The 19,818-nt window shown below is 52.3% G+C and carries 16 protein-coding genes; 8 read left to right on the top strand and 8 right to left on the bottom strand.

Annotated elements, in window-relative coordinates:
• The first annotated feature begins 196 nt into the window (after window positions 1-196).
• Window positions 197-1,039, top strand: coding sequence for a deoxyribonuclease IV (gene nfo / locus AAIE03_RS04375; protein WP_013026435.1), 843 nt, complete (start codon window positions 197-199; stop codon window positions 1,037-1,039).
• 45 nt (window positions 1,040-1,084) lie between these two features.
• Here nfo and fruA read toward each other — a convergent pair whose 3' ends face one another.
• The 6 genes from fruA to AAIE03_RS04345 all read right to left on the bottom strand — a co-directional run bounded on the left by fruA (window position 1,085) and on the right by AAIE03_RS04345 (window position 9,066).
• Window positions 1,085-2,779: a PTS fructose transporter subunit IIBC gene (gene fruA / locus AAIE03_RS04370; RefSeq protein ID WP_015699904.1), complete on the bottom strand. Its 1,695-nt coding sequence runs from the start codon at window positions 2,777-2,779 to the stop codon at window positions 1,085-1,087.
• 16 nt (window positions 2,780-2,795) lie between these two features.
• Window positions 2,796-3,734 carry a 1-phosphofructokinase gene (gene fruK / locus AAIE03_RS04365; protein ID WP_013026437.1) on the bottom strand — a complete coding sequence of 313 codons (939 nt, stop codon included), beginning with the start codon at window positions 3,732-3,734 and terminating at the stop codon, window positions 2,796-2,798.
• On the bottom strand, window positions 3,731-4,861 hold the full coding sequence (gene fruB / locus AAIE03_RS04360; protein ID WP_014605419.1) for a fused PTS fructose transporter subunit IIA/HPr protein: 1,131 nt from the start codon (window positions 4,859-4,861) through the stop codon (window positions 3,731-3,733). The genes fruK and fruB overlap by 4 nt, the downstream gene beginning before the upstream one ends.
• A gap of 394 nt (window positions 4,862-5,255) precedes the next feature.
• Window positions 5,256-6,542, bottom strand: coding sequence for an anaerobic C4-dicarboxylate transporter family protein (locus AAIE03_RS04355; RefSeq protein ID WP_498562818.1), 1,287 nt, complete (start codon window positions 6,540-6,542; stop codon window positions 5,256-5,258).
• 315 nt (window positions 6,543-6,857) lie between these two features.
• Complete coding sequence (locus AAIE03_RS04350; protein ID WP_013026440.1) at window positions 6,858-7,787, bottom strand: dihydrodipicolinate synthase family protein; 930 nt, start codon at window positions 7,785-7,787, stop codon at window positions 6,858-6,860.
• 247 nt (window positions 7,788-8,034) lie between these two features.
• On the bottom strand, window positions 8,035-9,066 hold the full coding sequence (locus AAIE03_RS04345; protein ID WP_498562817.1) for a LacI family DNA-binding transcriptional regulator: 1,032 nt from the start codon (window positions 9,064-9,066) through the stop codon (window positions 8,035-8,037).
• A gap of 475 nt (window positions 9,067-9,541) precedes the next feature.
• Between AAIE03_RS04345 and AAIE03_RS04340 the strand changes: the two genes are divergently transcribed.
• The gene (locus tag AAIE03_RS04340; protein ID WP_498562816.1) at window positions 9,542-10,924 is read left to right on the top strand and encodes an MFS transporter; all 1,383 of its coding nucleotides are present in this window, start codon (window positions 9,542-9,544) and stop codon (window positions 10,922-10,924) included.
• Window positions 10,925-11,236: 312 nt separating this feature from the next.
• Here the strand turns inward: AAIE03_RS04340 and AAIE03_RS04335 are convergent, their stop codons facing one another.
• The gene (locus tag AAIE03_RS04335; RefSeq protein ID WP_128391945.1) at window positions 11,237-11,887 is read right to left on the bottom strand and encodes a hypothetical protein; all 651 of its coding nucleotides are present in this window, start codon (window positions 11,885-11,887) and stop codon (window positions 11,237-11,239) included.
• Between the two features lie 256 nt (window positions 11,888-12,143).
• Window positions 12,144-12,428 (bottom strand): YkgJ family cysteine cluster protein, encoded by a 285-nt coding sequence (locus AAIE03_RS04330; RefSeq protein WP_014594124.1) that lies wholly within the window; start codon window positions 12,426-12,428, stop codon window positions 12,144-12,146.
• A 283-nt stretch (window positions 12,429-12,711) separates the two neighbouring features.
• On the opposite strand from AAIE03_RS04330, the gene yeiP reads away from it, so the two are divergent.
• The 6 genes from yeiP to AAIE03_RS04300 all read left to right on the top strand — a co-directional run bounded on the left by yeiP (window position 12,712) and on the right by AAIE03_RS04300 (window position 19,811).
• A complete protein-coding gene (yeiP, locus tag AAIE03_RS04325; RefSeq protein WP_014594125.1) occupies window positions 12,712-13,284 on the top strand; it encodes an elongation factor P-like protein YeiP in 573 nt (190 codons plus the stop codon).
• Between the two features lie 77 nt (window positions 13,285-13,361).
• A complete protein-coding gene (locus AAIE03_RS04320; protein WP_089517180.1) occupies window positions 13,362-14,339 on the top strand; it encodes a CobW family GTP-binding protein in 978 nt (325 codons plus the stop codon).
• Window positions 14,340-14,380: 41 nt separating this feature from the next.
• A complete protein-coding gene (locus AAIE03_RS04315; protein ID WP_015699897.1) occupies window positions 14,381-15,082 on the top strand; it encodes a phosphatase PAP2 family protein in 702 nt (233 codons plus the stop codon).
• A gap of 516 nt (window positions 15,083-15,598) precedes the next feature.
• Window positions 15,599-16,168: a bifunctional murein DD-endopeptidase/murein LD-carboxypeptidase gene (gene mepS, locus AAIE03_RS04310; protein WP_013026447.1), complete on the top strand. Its 570-nt coding sequence runs from the start codon at window positions 15,599-15,601 to the stop codon at window positions 16,166-16,168.
• A gap of 206 nt (window positions 16,169-16,374) precedes the next feature.
• Window positions 16,375-17,937, top strand: coding sequence for a cyclic di-GMP phosphodiesterase (locus tag AAIE03_RS04305; protein WP_210475990.1), 1,563 nt, complete (start codon window positions 16,375-16,377; stop codon window positions 17,935-17,937).
• 65 nt (window positions 17,938-18,002) lie between these two features.
• Window positions 18,003-19,811, top strand: a complete 1,809-nt coding sequence (locus tag AAIE03_RS04300) for an extracellular solute-binding protein (RefSeq protein ID WP_498562815.1) — start codon at window positions 18,003-18,005, stop codon at window positions 19,809-19,811.
• Window positions 19,812-19,818: the final 7 nt, after the last annotated feature.

The following is a 19,818-nucleotide window of genomic DNA, read 5'->3' as shown; positions in this document are numbered from 1 at the left end:
TTTCGCCTCACGCCCGGCCCCTTTCCAGAGACTTTTCGCGTATTCGGGTGAAAAGAGCGAGCCCTTTGCGGCACGGCTGTATTCCTGATAATGCCTCCTCCTGACCTCGCTAAAAATTTCCTGCGCACCGCGCTTTGCCACAGCGCCATCGTGTATCATGCCGTTCAATCTGAGTTAAATCCTTCAGGAGAACGGCATGAAGTATATTGGCGCGCACGTCAGCGCATCGGGTGGTGTGGATCAGGCGGTCCTCCGCGCCCACGAACTGGAAGCCACGGCTTTTGCGCTGTTCACGAAGAACCAGCGTCAGTGGAAAGCCGCCCCGCTGTCAGACGAAACCATCGCCGCCTTCCGCGCTGCCTGTGAGAAATACCATTTTGGCCCGGGCCAGATTCTGCCGCACGACAGCTATCTGATAAACCTGGGGCATCCGGTCATGGACGCGTTGCAAAAATCGCGCGATGCGTTCGTAGATGAAATGCAGCGCGCGGAACAGCTGGGTCTGACGCTACTGAATTTTCATCCGGGCAGTCATTTACAACAAATTGATGAGCTGACCTGCTTAAAGCGCATCGCCGAGTCAATTAACATCGCCCTGGATCAAACCCACAGCGTGACCGCCGTTATCGAAAATACCGCCGGTCAGGGCAGCAACCTGGGTTTCCGCTTTGAACATCTGGCGACCATTATTGAACACGTCGAAGATAAGTCGCGCGTCGGCGTTTGCATCGATACCTGCCATGCCTTCGCGGGCGGATACGATCTGTGCAGTGAAGCCGCCTGCACGGAGACCTTTGCCGAATTTGAGCGCGTGGTGGGTTTTAACTATCTTCGCGGGATGCACCTGAATGATGCCAAAAGTACGCTGGGCAGCCGGGTTGACCGTCATCACAGCCTGGGTGAGGGGAATATCGGTAAAACCGCCTTTAGCTGGATGATGAAGGATTCGCGTTTCGATGGTATTCCGCTGATTCTGGAGACCATTAATCCGGATATCTGGAAAGATGAAATTGCCTGGCTTAAGTCAGAACAACGTTAAGAAATAAGAAAAAGGAGCCTTGCGGCTCCTTTGTCGTCTTACCTGTCAGGCTTTCGCCAGCTCTTCTTCCGGGCGCTTCAGTACTGCATAGCCTAATCCGGCAATCGCGGTACCAATCAAAATCGCCATCAGATAACCCACGACCGGCGTAATCGCCCCCGGGATTAACAGGACGAACAGGCCACCGTGCGGTGCCATCAGCTTGGCACCAATCGCCATGGAAACGGCACCGGTTACTGCGCCACCGACGATACAGCATGGCAGGACGCGCATCGGGTCACGGGCCGCAAACGGAATCGCACCTTCTGAAATAAAGCACAGACCCAGAACCAGCGCGGCTTTACCGCCTTCCTGCTGACCTTTGTTAAATTTACGACGCGCAACCAGCGTCGCCAGCCCCATCGCCAGCGGTGGCACCATACCGGCAGCCATAATCGCGGCCATAGGTGCGTAGGTTTGTGAACTCAGCAGGCCGACGCCAAATGCGTAAGCAACTTTGTTAACAGGACCACCCATATCGGTACACATCATGCCACCCAGGATAGCGCCCAGCAGGATTGCATTCGCGGTACCCATGTTAGCCAGCCAGCTGGTCAAACCGCTCATGATGCCCGCGACCGGTTTACCTACCACGTAGATCATCAGCAAGCCGGTGATCAGGCTGGCAAACAGCGGAATAATCAGGATAGGTTTTAGCGCTTCCATACTCTGTGGCAACTTCACCTTACCGCTGATCAGTTTGGCCGCATAACCCGCAATAAAACCGGCGATGATGCCGCCAAGGAAGCCCGCGTTGATGCTGGTGGCGATCATACCGCCAATCAGGCCAGGCGTCAGACCAGGACGGTCCGCGATTGAGAAGGCAATAAAGCCCGCCAGAACCGGAACCATCAGTGCAAAGGCACTCCCGCCACCGATTTGCATCAGGGCAGCGGCCAGCGTACCGGGCTCTTTAAAGGCCGTGATACCAAACGCAAACGACAGCGCGATACTCAAGCCACCCGCCACTACCATGGGCAGCATGTAGGAGACGCCGGTCAACAGGTGACGGTAAGCCCCCGCGCCGCCCTCTTTTTTCTCTTCCTGAGAACTGTTTTGCGCGCCAGAAGGTTTATAAGGCTTCGCTTCTGCCACGGCTTTATCCAGCTCCTGCGCGGTCTTTTTCAGTGCCAGACCGGTTGAGGTGCGGTACATCGGTTTACCCGCAAACTTAGCCAGATCCACTTCGATATCCGCGGCCACGATAACCAGATCGGCTGCGGCAACTTCTTCAGGGGTGATCGCGTTACCGGCCCCTACAGAGCCACGAGTTTCAACTTTAACCCACCAGCCGCGTTTGGTCGCTTCCGCCTGGATTGCCTCGGCCGCCATAAAGGTATGCGCAACGCCCGTTGGGCAAGCGGTCACGGCAACCACACGTTTTGGCCCATTCGCTGGCACAGCGGTAACGGCAGCAGGTGCTGCCACGCTGGCTTGCCAGGGTTTCGCTTCGGTTTTGGCACGATTCAGGAACAGTTCAGGTTCACTGACTGCCTGCTGCACATCGCCCAGCCACACGGATTTCCCCGTCAGCGCGGCATCCTCTGGTACTGTTTTACCGGTGACGATCACCAGTTCGGCCTCGGCCGGGTTTTCGGTTAGCGTTATACCAGCCTGAGCAGCCGCAGCGGCCAGACGTTGTTTTGCCATGTAGGCAGAAGCCAGTCCTGTTGAAGGATCTTTTATCAGCAGCGTTTTCACTATCGCTCTCCTGCTGTCAGTTAACGGGTTGTAAGTCGACGCGCGCCATCATTGCGGCCAACTGGGTACGATCGGTCACGCCGACGTTGCTCTGGCTGACAGCCATTGCGGCTACCGCAGTAGCCAGACGTAACGTATGTTCACTGGATTCACGCATTAACAGGCCATAAATCAGGCCACCTACCATGGAGTCACCTGCGCCAACGGTGCTGACAACTTCGCACACCGGCGGTTTAGCTATCCATTCACCTGAGGCATTGACCCAAAGTGCGCCTTCAGCACCCAGAGAAATCACCACATGTGCAATGCCCTGCTCACGCAACTCGTGCGCTGCGTCAATCACGTCCTGGAGTGCAGGTAGCTTGCGCCCTGCCCAAATCTCAAGCTCGCGACGATTAGGTTTAACCAGCCAGGGCGCGGCTTTCAGGCCCGCCACCAGCGCTTCGCGGCTACTGTCAAAGATGATGCAGGGACAGTGCGTACGCAGTTCAGTCATCCAGCGGGTAAAGGCATCAGGATCGACCCCCTCCGGCAGGCTGCCACTCACGCACACCATGTCGAACTGGCCCAGCCAGGTTAATGAGTCGCTGGTAAAGCGATCCCAGTCCTGAGCCGTCACCTGAAAACCGGAAAAGTTAAGATCGGTCACATCACCGGTTTGCTCAGTCAGCTTGACGTTAATGCGCGTGCGGCCATTCACGACCTGAAAACGGTTGGCGATCCCCAGTTCACTAAAGAGCTGCTGAAAACCATCCTGATTGTCTTTACCCAGAAAGCCACCAACGGTTACGTCGATACCCAGATCTTTCAGCACTTTCGCCACATTGATGCCTTTCCCGGCAGCATGTAAGCCAGTGGTTTTCACCAGGTTCACTTCACCACGTTCAATTTCAGGCGTATAACCGACCAGATCGTACGCAGGATTCAACGTGATGGTTGCAACACGTCTGGTCATGCCGCCCCCTCACCTAAGCCACTGTTGATGGCTTCTTCGATAGCTGTCAGTGCCTGTTGGGCATCTTCACCACTGGCAGTAAAACGCAGGCGGTGACCTTTTTTCACACCCAGCGCGACGACTTTCATCAGGCTGCGTCCGTTTGCAGGTTTACCGCTGCCATCAAGGTTGGTAATCGTAATGTCGCTGTTGAACTGTTTAATAACGCTCACCAGGGCGGTCCCCGGACGCGCATGTAAGCCATGCTCGTTGCGAATAGTAAATTCAGCCGTCAGTTGGTCTGCCTGCTCGTCAACTTCGCTGGTTAGCAGGGCATAAACACCTGCCGCATCGGCTTTCAGCAAACGGTCGGCTTTGTTGCTGTGCAGCAGTGCGCTCAGGTAACCCAGTACCTCCAGCGGGCGGTCATCGACGGCGGCCACGCTGACTAGCATTGCCACGGATTCACCTTCATGTTCAAAGGCTGTCGCCGCGCGGCTGACGGCCACACCGCTTTGCAGATTGCCTTTGCCGCTGTCGCTTAACCAGATGCCCTGCCCCAGACTCAGCGGTTTACTGGAAACCACCTCAGCAACATAGCTGGCATCAACCACACCCGCAGCCTGTAAACGGCCGGCATTGACGGCCTGCAGCGTTATCAGGTCACGTGCGCTGACATCCAGGGAAATTAATGAAGTATCGAAGCTGAATTCAGCTGACTGCTTCTCACCCATCAGCAGCGCACGCAGATCTTCAGCAGAGGCCGTTTTAAGCTGTTCGGCGATGCTGTCGTCACTCAGTACGTGCGTCAGCTGACGCAGCAACGTCAGATGTTCATCAGATTTCGCGGCAATACCAATCGCGACATAGGCCGTTTGATCGTCGCCCCAGGCAATTCCCTGAGGAAACTGGAAGACCTGAACGCCGGTTTTCAGCACCAGATCGCGGGTGTCGGTGGTGCCGTGAGGAATGGCGATGCCATTACCCAAAAAGGTTGAGGTTTGCTGCTCACGCGCCAGCATGCCGTTAACATAACCTTCCGCCACGTTACCCGCAGCGGTAAGTGCCGCCGCAACCTGACGAATCGCATCTTCTTTATTTTGGGCGCTGGCTCCGGTATGGATGGCCTGCAATTCGAGCTGGAACATAATTCTCCTCGCTTGCTGATTGAATCGTTTCAGCTCAATGGTGTTGAATCTTGCTGTTTGACCTGGTGAAGGTTGTCACAGCAACGCTGAAACGTTTCAGGGATTGTTATTCAGCTTGGCTTTGCAGGCAAGAAAATGCGTAAACGGCATAACAGATCTTTGACATTACGCACAATTCAGAGAGGTTACGGAATTTTCTTAAAAATAGTGCTGAAGCCTGGACGACACGAGGCCGAGTTTTTGAGCGTGATTTCAGCAGCGTCACCAGACGCTGCAAACAGGGTAACGTTAACCTCTAAGAGGCACGTTGGCAGACAGTGATAATCCACCAGCACGGGCTTCACAGCATGGCGGCAAAGGGGCTTAGCCTTTTACGCTCATGATGTCCTTAAGGTTAGAACAGCCTTGCTAAACCTGCTGCAAAAAGCATCGACAGACCGGTAGCCAGCAGGCCAGGCAGGATAAACGGGTGATCGATTATCCGTCGGCCAAGGCGGGTGGATCCCGTATCATCCAGCGCAACGGCGGCCAGCAATGTGGGATAGTTCGGTAAGATAAACAGGGACGCGGTAGCGGGAAAACAGATAACAAGCGTGGCGGGCGCAATGCCCATACTTAAGGCCATCGGAAATAAAATTTTGGTCGATGCCGCCTGAGAATAGAGAAAACATGATGCCAGCACGATAATCAACGCCAGTAACCATGTGGAATCCAGAAAATAGCTCGCCACCCTATCCTGCAACCACAGACGATTGCTCTCCATAAATGTGGAACCCAGCCAGGCCACACCCAGTATGCATATACAAGACGTCATTCCGGTTTTAAACACCGACGATCCCGGAATTGTATGCACATTCACCCGACAGAACATGACGATAGCCATCGCCACCGTTAGCATTACGGCAATCCGTGCCTGTCCGCTATTGAGAACGGGGCGAGTCATGATCTCCATTTTAGGGCTGCTGATAATGGCATAAATCAGCACTGTCACCAGGCCGACAATAAAAATCAGTACTGAACGTCTGCCGTGGAGAGCGGAATGCGAATGCTGAATGGTGTTTACCGCATCATCCTGATGCGCAAGCTGGTCTGTGTGACGTAAGCGATCCCACCACAGGTAAAACAAGGCGGAACAGAAAAGTGCCATGAAGGTGGCGGGGATGGTCACGGCAATCAGTTCAATATAGCCCCAACCATGCGGTCCCTGTTCCAGAATCCCAGAGAGAAAAATCACGGCGGCAGAAATGGGCGAGGCCACAATGCCCAGTAAGGATGCGGCAACGGAAAGCGCTAATGCGCGGGTTGGACGAAGGTGATTATCTCTGGCCACAGCCACAATCACGGGCATACAGGCAAAAGAGACCTGCCCGGTACTGGCCATCATGGTCAGTAACCAGGTTGAGAGCGGTGCCGTAATCACCAACAACCGCGGATAGCGACGTAAGGCACGTTCTGTCAGTTGCACCAGATAATCAATGCCGCCTGCCTGTTGCATGGCCGATATGGCGACGATCACCACCATAATAAATACCATTACCAGCATGGGCAGATCGCCAGGCGTGGCACCCAGCGCGCACAACATGATTACACCCGCCCCACCTGCAAACCCCACACCGATACCGCCAATACGCATTCCCAAAAACAGAAAAAAAAGCACGGTCATAAACTGTAGTAGTAGCATGATCCCATTCCTTCTGACTGCGGTTTACACCGTTCCAGCCCACACTCAAGGCCGGTACAGGCTTCCTTTCACTCCGCAAGGTTGCAACGGGTTATTTGTCGGTATGTCCTACAGAGAAATGGCACGCGGCTAAATAACCGTTTTCTGCGTATCAGGTGCACTGAGGGTGTAAATTCTTTTCGCGCTGATGCCTTTTTTCTCTGGCTGGCTGCCGGTCAGAAAACCGGGTTATCCCAGAGATACGTTGAATAGCCTTAGGCCGCGACGACAGGCAGTTCCCACATGAAGGCGCCCTGCCTGCCAGACTCGCCCGTTTTATTTCACCCGGCCCAGCTCAGCAGAACGCATTGCGGCATGAATCTCTTCGGCCGCTCCGTCACCCAGCGGTAACAGCGGTGAACGGACAGTGGCATGTTCCAGAATGCCACGCGCAACCAGCGCATGTTTGAGTGCGACAGTGCCTTCCATATGTGAGCCACGATGGTAAACCGCTTTAGTCACAGGCATCAGTCGATCATGTAAAGCACGTGCTTTCTTATAGTCCTGCGCTTTACCTGCGTTAATCATTTCAATCAGCGGCTCAGGGGCAATATTGCCGTAGCCCACCAGGAAACCATCAACATCAAAAATGGTATGCAGCAGATATTCATCGTGGCAGGTCAGAATCTGTAGATCGGGACGTTCACGGCGGATGACGGGAATTTCAGTATCCCACCGCCGCATATTACGCACGCCATTTTTCATCGCAAACACGCCGGGTTGCGCGGAAATATCCAGCAGCGTTTTCAGGTTGTAGGTGGCTTTGGTCACATCCGGGTACTGGAATAAAATAAGCGGTAAACCACTCTCTTCATACACGACGCGGTAGCGATCCTGAGGTGCGCCGTCCTGGTATCCAAAACGCAACCAGCCGTGTGAGGGATAGAGCAAACCGGCAGCCGCACCGGCCTCGACAGCGCGTTTTGCCTCACGCGCCGCGACTTCGGTGCCTTCACCGGTAATACCGGCAATAACGGGGATTTTGCCTTCGACCGATTTTACAAATGCCCGAATCACGTCGGCCTGTTCATCCTGCGTCAGAAAGGTGCCCTCGCCAGCATGCCCCAGGACCACCAGCCCCTTTACGCCGTCGATACTTCCCAGCCAACTGCCCAGACGTTGAATCGCGTCAAAATCCACTTGCCCTTCGCGCGTGAATGGGGTGACAGGCGCAGGGGTTAAACCTCTGAGGTCGATATTAATCATGATTAACTCCTTGATGTGAAATACTTTTAGTCACAGGTTCAGTCAAAGTGAACACAATATGAAAACGTTACTGCAATCGTTTTCACATAAGATAAATTGGCAATCTAATTTCGTCGCGTCAACCAGCGGCGATTGATAAATGAGGCAGTTATCACAAAACGCTTTGGGAGACGAAGAGAGTTTGCGATCGGGATCCCAGCGGCTTAATGACCACATTACATTCGCAATGCGGTCATTAAAGGAACGATTACTGATGAGGAGAAGACGTGGATTTTCGCGGAATTAACGTAGGAATAATGGTCGATAAATGGGGTTCATGCCTGCCATGGATAAGCATATCTACAGCATTCCCGGCAATATGTTCCAGCGGTGTTCGCACTGAGGTCAATGCGACAGGCAAGCGGCTGACCAGGGGGATATCGTTGTATCCGACCAGTGACAGGTCTTTACCGATGGTCATGCCTGCACGATGCGCCGCAGCCATGACCCCAATCGCAATCTCATCATTGACGGCAAAAATTGCGGTAGGCCGCGAGGGATGGTTCAACATTGACGACCCCACATCTTCGCCTGACTTGATATTAAAGTCAGACGAACGGCACCATTCTGGCCGAACAGGCAAACCGGCTTCACTCATTGCCCGTTCAAAACCTTTTCGACGATTCAACGCATTGGACGCAAAATCCGGTCCACCAATCATCCCGATTTTTTTATGGCCTAAATCGATCAGATGACGCGCTGCAAGGTAGCCGCCCATTTCGTCATCGCCAACGGAAGAGGGACTTACGCCATCCGTACGCAATACCAGCACGTGCGGTATCTCGCGCTCCCGCAGGGTCTGGGGAAGCGGATCGCCCAGACGACAGGTTGAAAGAATCAGGCCGTCAACGCGTCTGTCCAGTAGGGATTCTGCGGACGCTTTTTCCTGTTGCGCATCGTCACCACAGGTTGCCACGATGGCAAAATAGCCGCGTCGTGAAGCTGCTGTCGCGATAGCCTCAAACAGCATCGCCGTCACCGCATCCGTCATACGCGGAACCAGAACGCCAAGCGTGCCGGTATCGCCCCTGCGCAGGCTGGAGGCAACATAATCACGCCGATAGCCAAGTTCACGAGCAACCTGGCGAACCTTTTCAGCTGACGCGCTTTTTGACTGCGGAAGCCTCTCATCCAGAATTCGCGATACGGTGGAAATGCTTACGCCCGCGGCATTAGCAACATCACGCATCGTTATCAGCCTTTTATCCGACTGTTCCTTTTCCTGGCTTTCCTGATCCATATATCACTCCGAGGATTAATGTGGGTGGCAAAGATCCCTCTGCAGACGGCAATACTATACAACAGGCGCTATAACAACGGGATACGCCCTTAACATGCACTGCGTGGGGTCCGCATTTCTCTTTGTCGTCACGCCTGAAGAATACGATTTTCAACGCTTAGGCTCTCATTGTTCTCCCCAGCCTGAGCGTCCCCGTAAAGGCTATTGAAGAGAGTATGACCTGTTTCACGCTTTTTCGATTGCCTGAGAGCGGAATGTGAACACGTTAACAATTAATCAAGCCGCTTAATTGACGCAGCGGGATATTAAACCAACGATAACTCATGTGAAAACGATTGCATTAACGTTTTCACACTATCCATTTTGCACAGGTTTTATGCAACTACCGTCAGTGAGTGGGCTGCAAATGCATGGCTCAGGAACGCGCGTCGTCTTGCATGTTTGCCCCATATCCATCACGCAACAGGGTGTAACTATGTCAACTCAGGTTATCGCTTCCCACGCTCATCCCGCCGACGCATCAGTATTACTGGCACGGCTTGAGCGATTGCCCATCACACGCCGGTTAATGGCGATTCGTGTTGTGGTAGGGCTGTCCACTTTTTTTGATGCCTATACCATTATTGCCATCGCGTTTGCCCTGCCACAACTGACGCAGGAATGGGGGCTTACGCCGACGTTCGTCGGTCTGATCATTGCAGCCAGCTATATTGGGCAACTGGTGGGAGCGCTCTTTTTTGGTACGCTGGCAGAAAAAATTGGCAGGATTGGTGTTTTACGTATCACCATCGTGATGTTTGTGATTATGGATGCCGCCTGCCTGTTCGCCTGGAACGGCTGGTCAATTCTGATCATTCGTTTTTTGCAGGGACTGGGCATTGGTGCTGAGGTTCCCGTTGCCAGTGCCTATATCAACGAATTTGTCGGTGCAAAGAAGCGGGGGCGGTTTTTTCTACTTTATGAAGTGATCTTTCCAGTCGGCATGATGTGTGCTGGCCTTATCGGATTCTTTCTGGTGCCCATTTATGGCTGGAAAATCATGTTTCTCATTGGCCTGATCCCTTCAGCTCTGGCGGCGCCTTTGCGTTGGTTTATGCCAGAGTCTCCGCGCTGGTTAGTCTCTAAAGGCCGCCATCAACAGGCTGAAAAAGTCGTTCAGTCGTTTGAAGCAGAAGCCCTGCGTCGTGGTATGTCATTACCCGACCCCGTAATAAAACCCGTACCGGTGATGCCCGCCTCGTCCAGCGGCGTAAAGGCGCTGTTTTCAGGTATCTACAAATCCCGCACGTTTATGCTGTGGGGATTGTGGCTCACGGTTTATACCGTTAACAACGGCATGATTACCTGGTTTCCCACTATGTACAGAACCTTGTTTCATCTGCCACTAGAAACCAGCCTGGCCTATGGATGGATTACCTCTACCTGTGGTGTTATTGCCTCTGTCATTTGTGCCTTTAGGATCGATCAAGTAGGCCGTAAGCGCTGGTACACTTGGGCATTTATGCTGGCCATTATTCCGCTCATCGTGCTGTGTGTACTGGGTGCCAATACGCCATGGCAGATACTGATATTGGGCAGCATGGCCTATGCTATTTTGCAAACAATTGCCTTTTCACTTTATCTCTATTCTGCCGAACTGTATCCGACCAGACTTCGCGCGACAGGTACTGCCTTTTCCAGCGCCTGGCTGCGCGCCGGGTCGTCTGTTGGGCCGCTGATGGTGGGTTTCATTGTATCGGGATTTGGGATCCGGTTTGTTTTCATTGCGTTCGCCGTGATTGCCCTAATCGGCGGAATGATTACCCTGCTCTTCGCCATTGAAACCAAAGGGAAATCGCTTGAAGAGTTATCGCCCTAGCCAGGCAAAATTACGGTGCTAATCAGGTGAGACCGATAGCCATCATCTGACGGGTCTTTCTCTGGTTCGTCAGATTTACTTTGAAAAACAAAACGTTACCGACTCTGGACGGCGAATCTGGCGTTGAGTCTTGCCGTTTACCGTCCGGGCGTACGCTGAAGTCGGCTGGACGCAATGAAGTGAACGCTCCGTTTCTCGCTATTTAAACTCTGAATGGTGGAGCTTAAAACAAGGACGATTAAAGCGTACCTGACAAACGCTATGGCAAAGATGGAGGGTAATGCGCAAGAGCACAGTTCAAAAGTGATGAACTTAAGAATCGGTTATAGAAGGAGAATCTGCAGGATTATCTATAAAATGATATTGTACCGTTGCATCGTGATATCCCCACAAAGCGCCAGCAATAATCGTTATGAGAAGAGTCCCCAGCAACACTGATTTTTTTGAGCGTTCCCTGACCTCATAATCAAAATAGAGCATGCTAAATGCCGTTACCATACACTGGTATGCGAGTGTTAAGAAATATCTCGTGAAACTTATACCATGCTGATAGGGCGGCACCCAATCCGCTCCGACAAAACTAAAATCGGTGGGCGTCAGGTAATCATAGCTATACCAGGTCACAATCGTAACCAACGGCGTCGCAAGGGCGACGAATAAACAGGAACGGCGACCAAATGCTGGATACAGTTTTCGCAGCATAATTACCTGAATAGCCTGTGAGAGTGAAAATACAATAAAGACGCCAATTATCGCTATAAAACCCATTATTAATGGAAAAATTTCCATCATAGAAACAGCATTACTTTTACTTCTGTGTGGATTTCCATGGATAAAATCAGTGAATATCAATGAGACAATAATCGATACTGCCTCTGAAAGGGCCACAAAAATTCCCAACCAAATCAGACTCTTGATAAAAAATTGTCCATACGCGTAAGTGTCTCCATTCATTCTTTCCATGAACCACCTATAAACAGAACGCCGCGGCTTCAGGGCGTTATAGAATCAAATCTGAAGATTGGCCAGATCTAACGACTCAGAATCAAACGAAGGTACATCCCGTTTAACAGGAAATCTCAGGATGTTCTGACCAGGTTGGTTTTTTTAAGATCACTGACTCAGGTATACAGAAAAGGTATTGCTTTATACATTAACGGTAATTCAACACATCGTTAAATCAGCGCTATCGCTTGTGCGTTACAGCGAAGCATTAAGCTCACTGCTCATCGTTTTGCACAACTGAAATTCCTGGCGTTGTCGCTCTCTCCAAATCACCAAGCCAGAATATTGCCTGCTCGCGATTATCGCCACACATCGCAGTACTCGGCTGTAGCGAGCCACAGACGCGAGGACGGTCAGGATGACCGAAAATTTTGCACCGCATGTTTTCATCGAGCTGAACACACTTATGGCCAGCTGGCTTCCCGTCGGGCATACCAGGTATGGGTGAAGAAATGCTGGGTGCAATACAACATGCACCACAGCCTGAACGGCATTCCATCTTGAATTTCTCTGTATAGTGTCAAAGGTGGACGATAGCAGAACGCTTAAAGCGTCGAAATCCCTTGCCGCGTAAAAATTTTTTCCTGCCACGGCTAACGTGCTTTCGCAAGAAGCGCGATGCCCAGAGAGCGAGAGGCTTGAGTCACTTCATCCTGCCTGAAGATAAACGCCCGCCTGCACTGCCACTGATCCGCGACCACAAAATTTTTCGCGCTATCTTGCCTGTTCACGACCGCGCGAGTAACGTTGCGCGCACTATTACTCTGCAAGTGAGAACAGCAATGCCAAAGGCGAATGAAATCAAAAAAGGAATGGCCGTTACCCACAATGGAAAACTGCTGCTGGTAAAGGATATTGATGTCCAGAGCCCCAGCGCGCGCGGTGCGGCAACGCTTTATAAAATGCGTTTTACCGATGTTCGCACCGGTATGAAGGTGGAAGAACGCTTTAAGGGCGACGAGATCATTGAGGCCATCTCCCTGAGCCGCCGCAGCGTTACCTTCTCCTATATTGATGGTGATGAATACGTCTTTATGGACGACGAAGATTACACGCCCTATTCCTTTAAAAAAGCGCAAATAGAAGAAGAGCTGCTGTTCATCCCGGAAGGTGGCATTCCCGGCATTCAGGTACTCACGATGGATGGCCAGGTGCTGGCGCTTGAGCTGCCACAAACGGTGGACATGGATATTGTGGATACTTCACCCGGTATCAAAGGCGCATCGGCCAGTGCCCGCACTAAGCCGGCGGGAATGTCTACCGGTTTGATCATTCAGGTTCCCGAGTACCTCAGCAACGGCGATCGCATTCGCATCCATGTTGCCGAGCGTCGCTATATGGGACGTGCCGACTGATAACGCGCGCTGTACGCCGGGTTGACAGGTAGTGTTATATTATAACACCGCCCTCTTTCTCTACAGGAGTCACTGGCATGACACGCGTTAACCTTCTCACCGGATTTTTAGGCAGCGGAAAAACCACCACGCTGCTTCATCTGCTGGCGCACAAGCCCCAGACTGAAAACTGGGCTGTGCTGGTCAATGAATTCGGTGAGATTGGTATTGATGGCGCGTTACTGGCCAACCGTGGCGCGACGTTAAAGGAGATCCCCGGCGGCTGCATGTGTTGCGTTAATGGGCTGCCCATGCAGGTCGGGCTAAACAGGCTGCTTCAACAAAACAAGCCCGACCGCCTGCTGATTGAGCCCACGGGCCTGGGCCATCCACGCCAGCTGCTACAGATGCTGACGTCGTCTGTTTATCAACCCTGGATCGAACTGCAGGCCACGCTAACCCTGCTGGACGCACGCCAGCTCGCCGACGTGCGTGTAACGGAAAATGAAAACTTTCGCGATCAGCTGGCCGCGGCCGACATTATTGTCGGCAATAAACGCGACTGCTGGCGCGAGGCCGATCGGCAGCGTCTCCAGGCGTGGCTTGCCGCCCATCAGGACGATCGTGAATTTGTTACTGCCGAGTTCGGTCAGATTCCCCTGGCGTTACTTGACAGTCCGCGCGGGAAACCGCGCGCCCTTCCGCATCCGGTCCACCATCATCACGCTGCGGCCCCGGGCAGCGGTATCGCAGCCTTGCGACTCGACGGGCGCGCGTCATGGCGTCGGGCGGTGAATGAGGGTCAGGGTTATGTCGCCTGCGGCTGGATTTTTGACCACGAAACGGTGTTTGATAGCCTTCCTTTGCTGGAATGGGCGCGGTTTGCCCCCGTCGATCGGGTTAAAGGCGTGCTGCGCATCCCCGAAGGATGCGTCAGCATTAACCGTCAGGGAGAAGACGTGCATGTTGAAATTCTCGCCGCAACCCCACCTGACAGTCGCATTGAGATGATTCATTCCTCATCTGCCGACTGGAATAGTTTACAATCTGCTTTGTTGAGGTTTCGTTTAAGCTGACAGGATTAAGGTCGGCGGTTATTTTTTACTAGGGCAGAATTATGCACGCAACACGCCTTGTCACCATCCTGTTGCTTAACGCACTGGGACTGGTGCTGTTTTTTTCATGGTATTTACCGCCCCATCACGGGTTTTGGTTTGATATCGATAAAGGGATTTTCTTCGCGTTTAATAATGAAATGGTGGATCACCCAGGCTTTGCCCTGCTGGTCGCCATCACTAACTTTCGCGGTTTTGACGCCGTGTCGTTGCTGGCGATGGGGTTACTCTATCTGTGGCTGTGGCGGCGGGAAACGCCTGCGGGCCGCCGTCGTATGTTTGCCATTGGTATTACGATGTTGCTGACAGCGGTCGTTTTGAACCAGGCGGGCCATTTGATCCCGGAAAAACACGCCAGCCCGACGCTGTTCTTTGAGAACGTTCACCGCGTCAGTGAGTTAACGGGTATCCCAGCCAAAGATGCGTCAAGCGACAGTTTTCCGGGCGATCATGGCATGATGCTCATTATCTTTGCGGCATTCATGTGGCGTTATTTCGGCTTCCGTACGTTTTTAGTGGGTGTTGTCATTGTGGGGCTGTTCTCGCTGCCACGCGTCATGGCAGGCGCGCACTGGTTTAGCGATATTGCAGTCGGATCGCTTTCCGTGGCGTTAGTGGGATTAAGCTGGTGGCTATTAACGCCGGCAAGTGATTATCTGGTTAATTGGTTTTATCACAAATTACCGGGTAAAAATAAACCCTAATAGTAATTAATTAGCGAGGGCGGAATAATGATTAAATTATAACCCGCCCTCACTTATAAAAAACCCATGGAAATAATTAGCAAGCTAACCAAAAAAAACATCCGAACCCGATGATAATGCAGGACTTCTCTTTAGCCTTCGACGACAGTTACTCTGCAGACCTTCTCCCAGCCCGCACTAAGCCTGGAATTAGCGCCAGATCACCCCTTTCATCCTGTTATCACCTTGAATAACTGTTGATAAAGTGAACAAGTTATTTAAGTTTGATAAGTATCAAAAAAACCTATCAGAATTTGATTAAAAGCGCTCGCCACGGCCTCTGGAATCGGTTAATCTCGGTCGCAGTGAGAAAAGAAGACGCGGTATTAAGCATTCTTTAATAGATAAAATGTGGTGATTTACACATTTTTATAATTAAAGCATTGTCTTGTTCTGACTGGCTTATTAATCTCATTCCGTTTTGTCATCTGGCTGGCGACAATCTTGTCGTAAGGACTTCGAAGGAAAACCCGAATAATGGTCAAGTCTCAACCAATACTGAGATATATCTGGCGGATTGCGCCCGCTCTGGCGCTGGCAACTCTCCTCTCAGCTTGTAGCAGTACCCATAACACCGTTAAAAACGAGAATCATGAAGTTAACAACCAGAATGGTTTTTTACTTCAAGCGTCTCAGGATGAGTTCGAAGAGATGGTGCGCAACGTTGATGTTAAGACGCGCATCATGGATCAATACGCGAGCTGGAAAGGTGTTCGTTACCGTCTTGGCGGTGATACCAAGCGTGGTATTGATTGTTCCGCTTTCGTTCAGCGTACGTTCCGCGAACAGTTTGGTCTGGATCTTCCTCGCTCAACGTCCGAACAGCAGGGAACGGGAAAAGAGATTTCTCGCAGCAGACTGCGACCGGGTGACTTAGTTCTCTTCCGTGCTGGCTCAACGGGCCGTCATGTCGGTATCTACCTCGGCAATGACAACTTTGTTCATGCTTCGACCAGCAGCGGTGTCATGATCTCCAGCCTTAATGAAGATTACTGGAAAAAACGTTATCGCGAAGCGCGGCGGGTCTTAAGTCGCAACCCGAGCTAATGCAGCTCCCGAATGTCCTCTCAGCCAGAGAAAAACAGAACGCTGCCCAGGCAGCGTTTTTTTTTAATCCCTCGAATCCCCCTAAAAATACTTGTTTATCAAAATAATAACGAGACATTATTAACAGACTCGTTATATTCTCAGACGCAAATATTCGGGCGATTGCGCACCAGTAAGTTTTATATTTTGATCAGGGGAAGCACTTCATGCCATTGTCGCGGGCGCTGATACGCCAGGCAACTTATCCTCGTCAAATCGCGTGGAATAGCGCGATTATTGGCAGTCTGTTTTTTTTGTTGTTAACCTCTGTTTTGCTCATCGAAACCCAACATCGTCGGGAAAGCCAACATAAACAGTTGCTCATCGACAGTAGTAACGACTTTCAACGTAGCGTCCAGACGCTTATTTCGGACACGCTTTCCCCCCTGCTTCCGTTCGTTCAGTCAGAATGCTATATCGGTAATCATGAGTTAACCGCGCGAGCCGCGTTTGCCGGCGACATACGCGCCATTATTTTAGTTAAAGACGGCAACGCGTTTTGCTCTTCCGCAACCGGAAGCTTTTTTCAGCCGCTCAGCGCGCTCTCAGCCCGAACGGATAGCACACGTGACAGGGACATTCGGTTGTTGCCGGGTACGCCGATGCAGCCGACAAAGCCGGTGCTGGCCATCTGGATTAAGCAGCCCGGCACCCTTCAGTCCGGCATTTTTACGACATTGAATCTGAGCCTGGCAACGTATCAGCTAAAAGCGTCTTCTTACCCCGAAATCACCGGGATTGCCTTACTCGCCCATAAAACTGCCATGACCAGTTGGCAGCCAACGCTGGTACGAAATCGTCAACTCCCGCCGCCGCTAATGCAAACGCCCCTGGAAGGCCTTCCTTTCCAGTTTGCTCTCTACGGTTCAACGCTGTCAGCAAGTGACTATCAGACCATCATGCTGAGCAGCCTGCTGATTTCATTAATCGCCAGCTGTGCCTTTTGGTTTTTGCTGACCCGCTTTCAGCGGCCTGGCAAAGAGATCACCCTGGGTATCCGACGAGGGGAATTTCATGTCGAGTATCAGCCTTTAGTTTCGGCCCTGGATGGCAAATCTTATGGTATGGAGGCACTGCTACGCTGGACGCATCCTTCGGGTGAAACGGTCCCACCCGATATTTTTATCAGCTATGCTGAAGCACAACGCCAAATCGTCCCCCTGACCCGACACCTGTTTGAACTGGTCGCCCGCGATGCACATCAACTCCGTGATAGCCTGCCCAAAGGAACCTGCATCAGCGTAAATATTTCCCCTCTGCATCTCAGCGCCTGCAGTTTTCGTGACGATGTCCTGTACTGGCAGGACAATATGCCTCACGATCATTTTCTGTATGTTTTTGAAATTACCGAGCGCGCAGTCGTCGAGAACGCGAATGCGGCCGAACTGTTTCACTGGCTACAACAGCGAGGCATTAAAATCGCGGTTGATGATTTTGGGACCGGGCACAGTGCATTAATCTATCTTGAGAAGTACCATTTTGATTACCTGAAAATCGATCGTGGATTTGTGCAAAGTATCGGAACGGAAACGATCACTTCGCCGGTGCTGGATACGGTGTTACAACTGGCTAAACGGCTCAATCTGATGAGCGTGGCCGAGGGCGTTGAAACCGACGAACAGGCCAGTTGGTTGATCGACCGCGGCGTCACCTATTTACAGGGCTATTTTTATAGCCGTCCGTTACGCCCGGAGCAGATCAAAGACTATTTTCAGCGTCAAAACAGGTAACCCATGCTTTAATTGCCGTAGATTATCGCTGCGGTGCAAGACACTCACAGGAGAGAACATCCCTTATGCAGCTCCGCTTCGCCCTTCTGCTGCTGTGTAGCTTGCTTACCCTTCCGCTGCACGCTTCCCCGGTTCAGACCAGCTACGCGTTTGCTCAGGTTGGGACGCCAAAGTATGCGCAAGACTTCAGTCACTACGACTATGTGAATCCTGCCGCGCCCAAGGGCGGCAAGATCGTCTTGTCCGTCATTGGCACTTACGACAATTTCAACCGCTATGCCTCACGTGGCAATCACGGTGCCGGTACCGGGCCCCTGTATGACAGCTTATTCACGACGTCGGACGATGAAACCAGCAGTTATTACCCCCTCATTGCGGAATCTGCTCGTCATCCCGCGGATTTCAGCTGGATGGACGTTACCCTTAATCCCCGCGCCCGGTTCCAGGATGGTTCACCCATTACGGCGGAGGATGTGGCCTTTACCTTCCAAAAGTTTATGACTGAAGGGGTTCCGCAGTTTCGGATATTTTATCGCGGCGTCACGGTCACCGCCCTCAACCGCCAGACCGTGCGTATTAGGTTACCGGCCCCGGATAAAGACCTGATGCTGGGATTGCTGACGCTACCGGTGATCTCCCAAACCTTTTGGCAGACGAGAAAATTTAACGAGCCGCTCAGCCAGCCCCCCTTGTCGAGTGGGCCTTATCGCATCAGTAAGTGGAAGCTGGGCCAGTTTATTGAATTCAGTCGCGTGAACGATTACTGGGCGGCAGATTTGCCGGTTAACCGTGGCCGGTTCAATTTTGATGTAATGCGTTACGACTATTACCTGGACGACAACGTGGCATTTGAGGCATTCAAAGCCGGGGCCTTTGATCTGCGGGAAGAGACGTCGGCAAAGAAATGGGCCACGCAGTATCTGGGGCGTCATTTCGACGATCGACAGATCGTGAAAGAAACCACACCGAATACCGCCTCAATTGATACGCGCTGGCTGGCGCTGAATAATGAAAAAGCCCTGTTTAGCGATCGTCGGGTCCGGCAGGCGATGGCGCTGGCTTTCGATTTTGAATGGATGAATAAAACGCTTTTCTATCAGGCTTTTAAGCGCACAGGCAGCTATTTTCAGAATACCCACTATGCCGCACGGGGCCTGCCCGATGCCGCGCAGCTGCGCATTCTGACGCCGTTCGCAGCACAGTTACCGCCTGAAGTCTTCAGGGAAACCTATGTGCCGCCACAAACTGACGGCAGCGGCTACGATCGCACCAACCTGCTCAAGGCAATGTCCCTGCTGAATCAGGCGGGCTGGCACATCAGGAATCAGCGCCTGATTAATGATAAAACCGGGCAGCCCTTTAGCGCAGAGCTGCTGCTGCCCGCAGGCGCAAACAGTGAATGGGCGCTTCCTTATCAACATAATCTGGCGCGGCTGGGCATCACGTTAACGCTACGCCAGATTGACAGCTCGCAGTACCTGCGCCGCCTGCGCAGCGGTGACTATGATATGGTCAGTAATATTTATCATGCGATGCCAACCCCCTCACGCAGTCTGCAGGCCAACTGGCAATCAGACTATATTCAGTCCTCCTGGAACACGGCCAGGGTCAAGGACCCCGTTGTCGATAGCGTTGTGAAACAGATCATCGCCCATCAGGACGATGCGGACGCCTTGCTGCCTTTGGGCCGGGCGCTGGACCGTATTTTACTGTGGAATGCGTATATGATCCCTATGTGGTACAACGCCGAGCAGCGACTTGCCTTTTGGGACAAATTTTCCCATCCTGCGGTTAAACCTGCCTACAGCACAGGTCTGGATAACTGGTGGTATGACGTGAATAAAGCCGGGCGACTGCCGGCCGACAAACGCTGAGGAGAGG

The sequence above is a fragment of the Pantoea sp. Ae19-2 genome (assembly GCF_059801205.1).
This window is presented reverse-complemented; position numbering and strand designations above follow the sequence as displayed.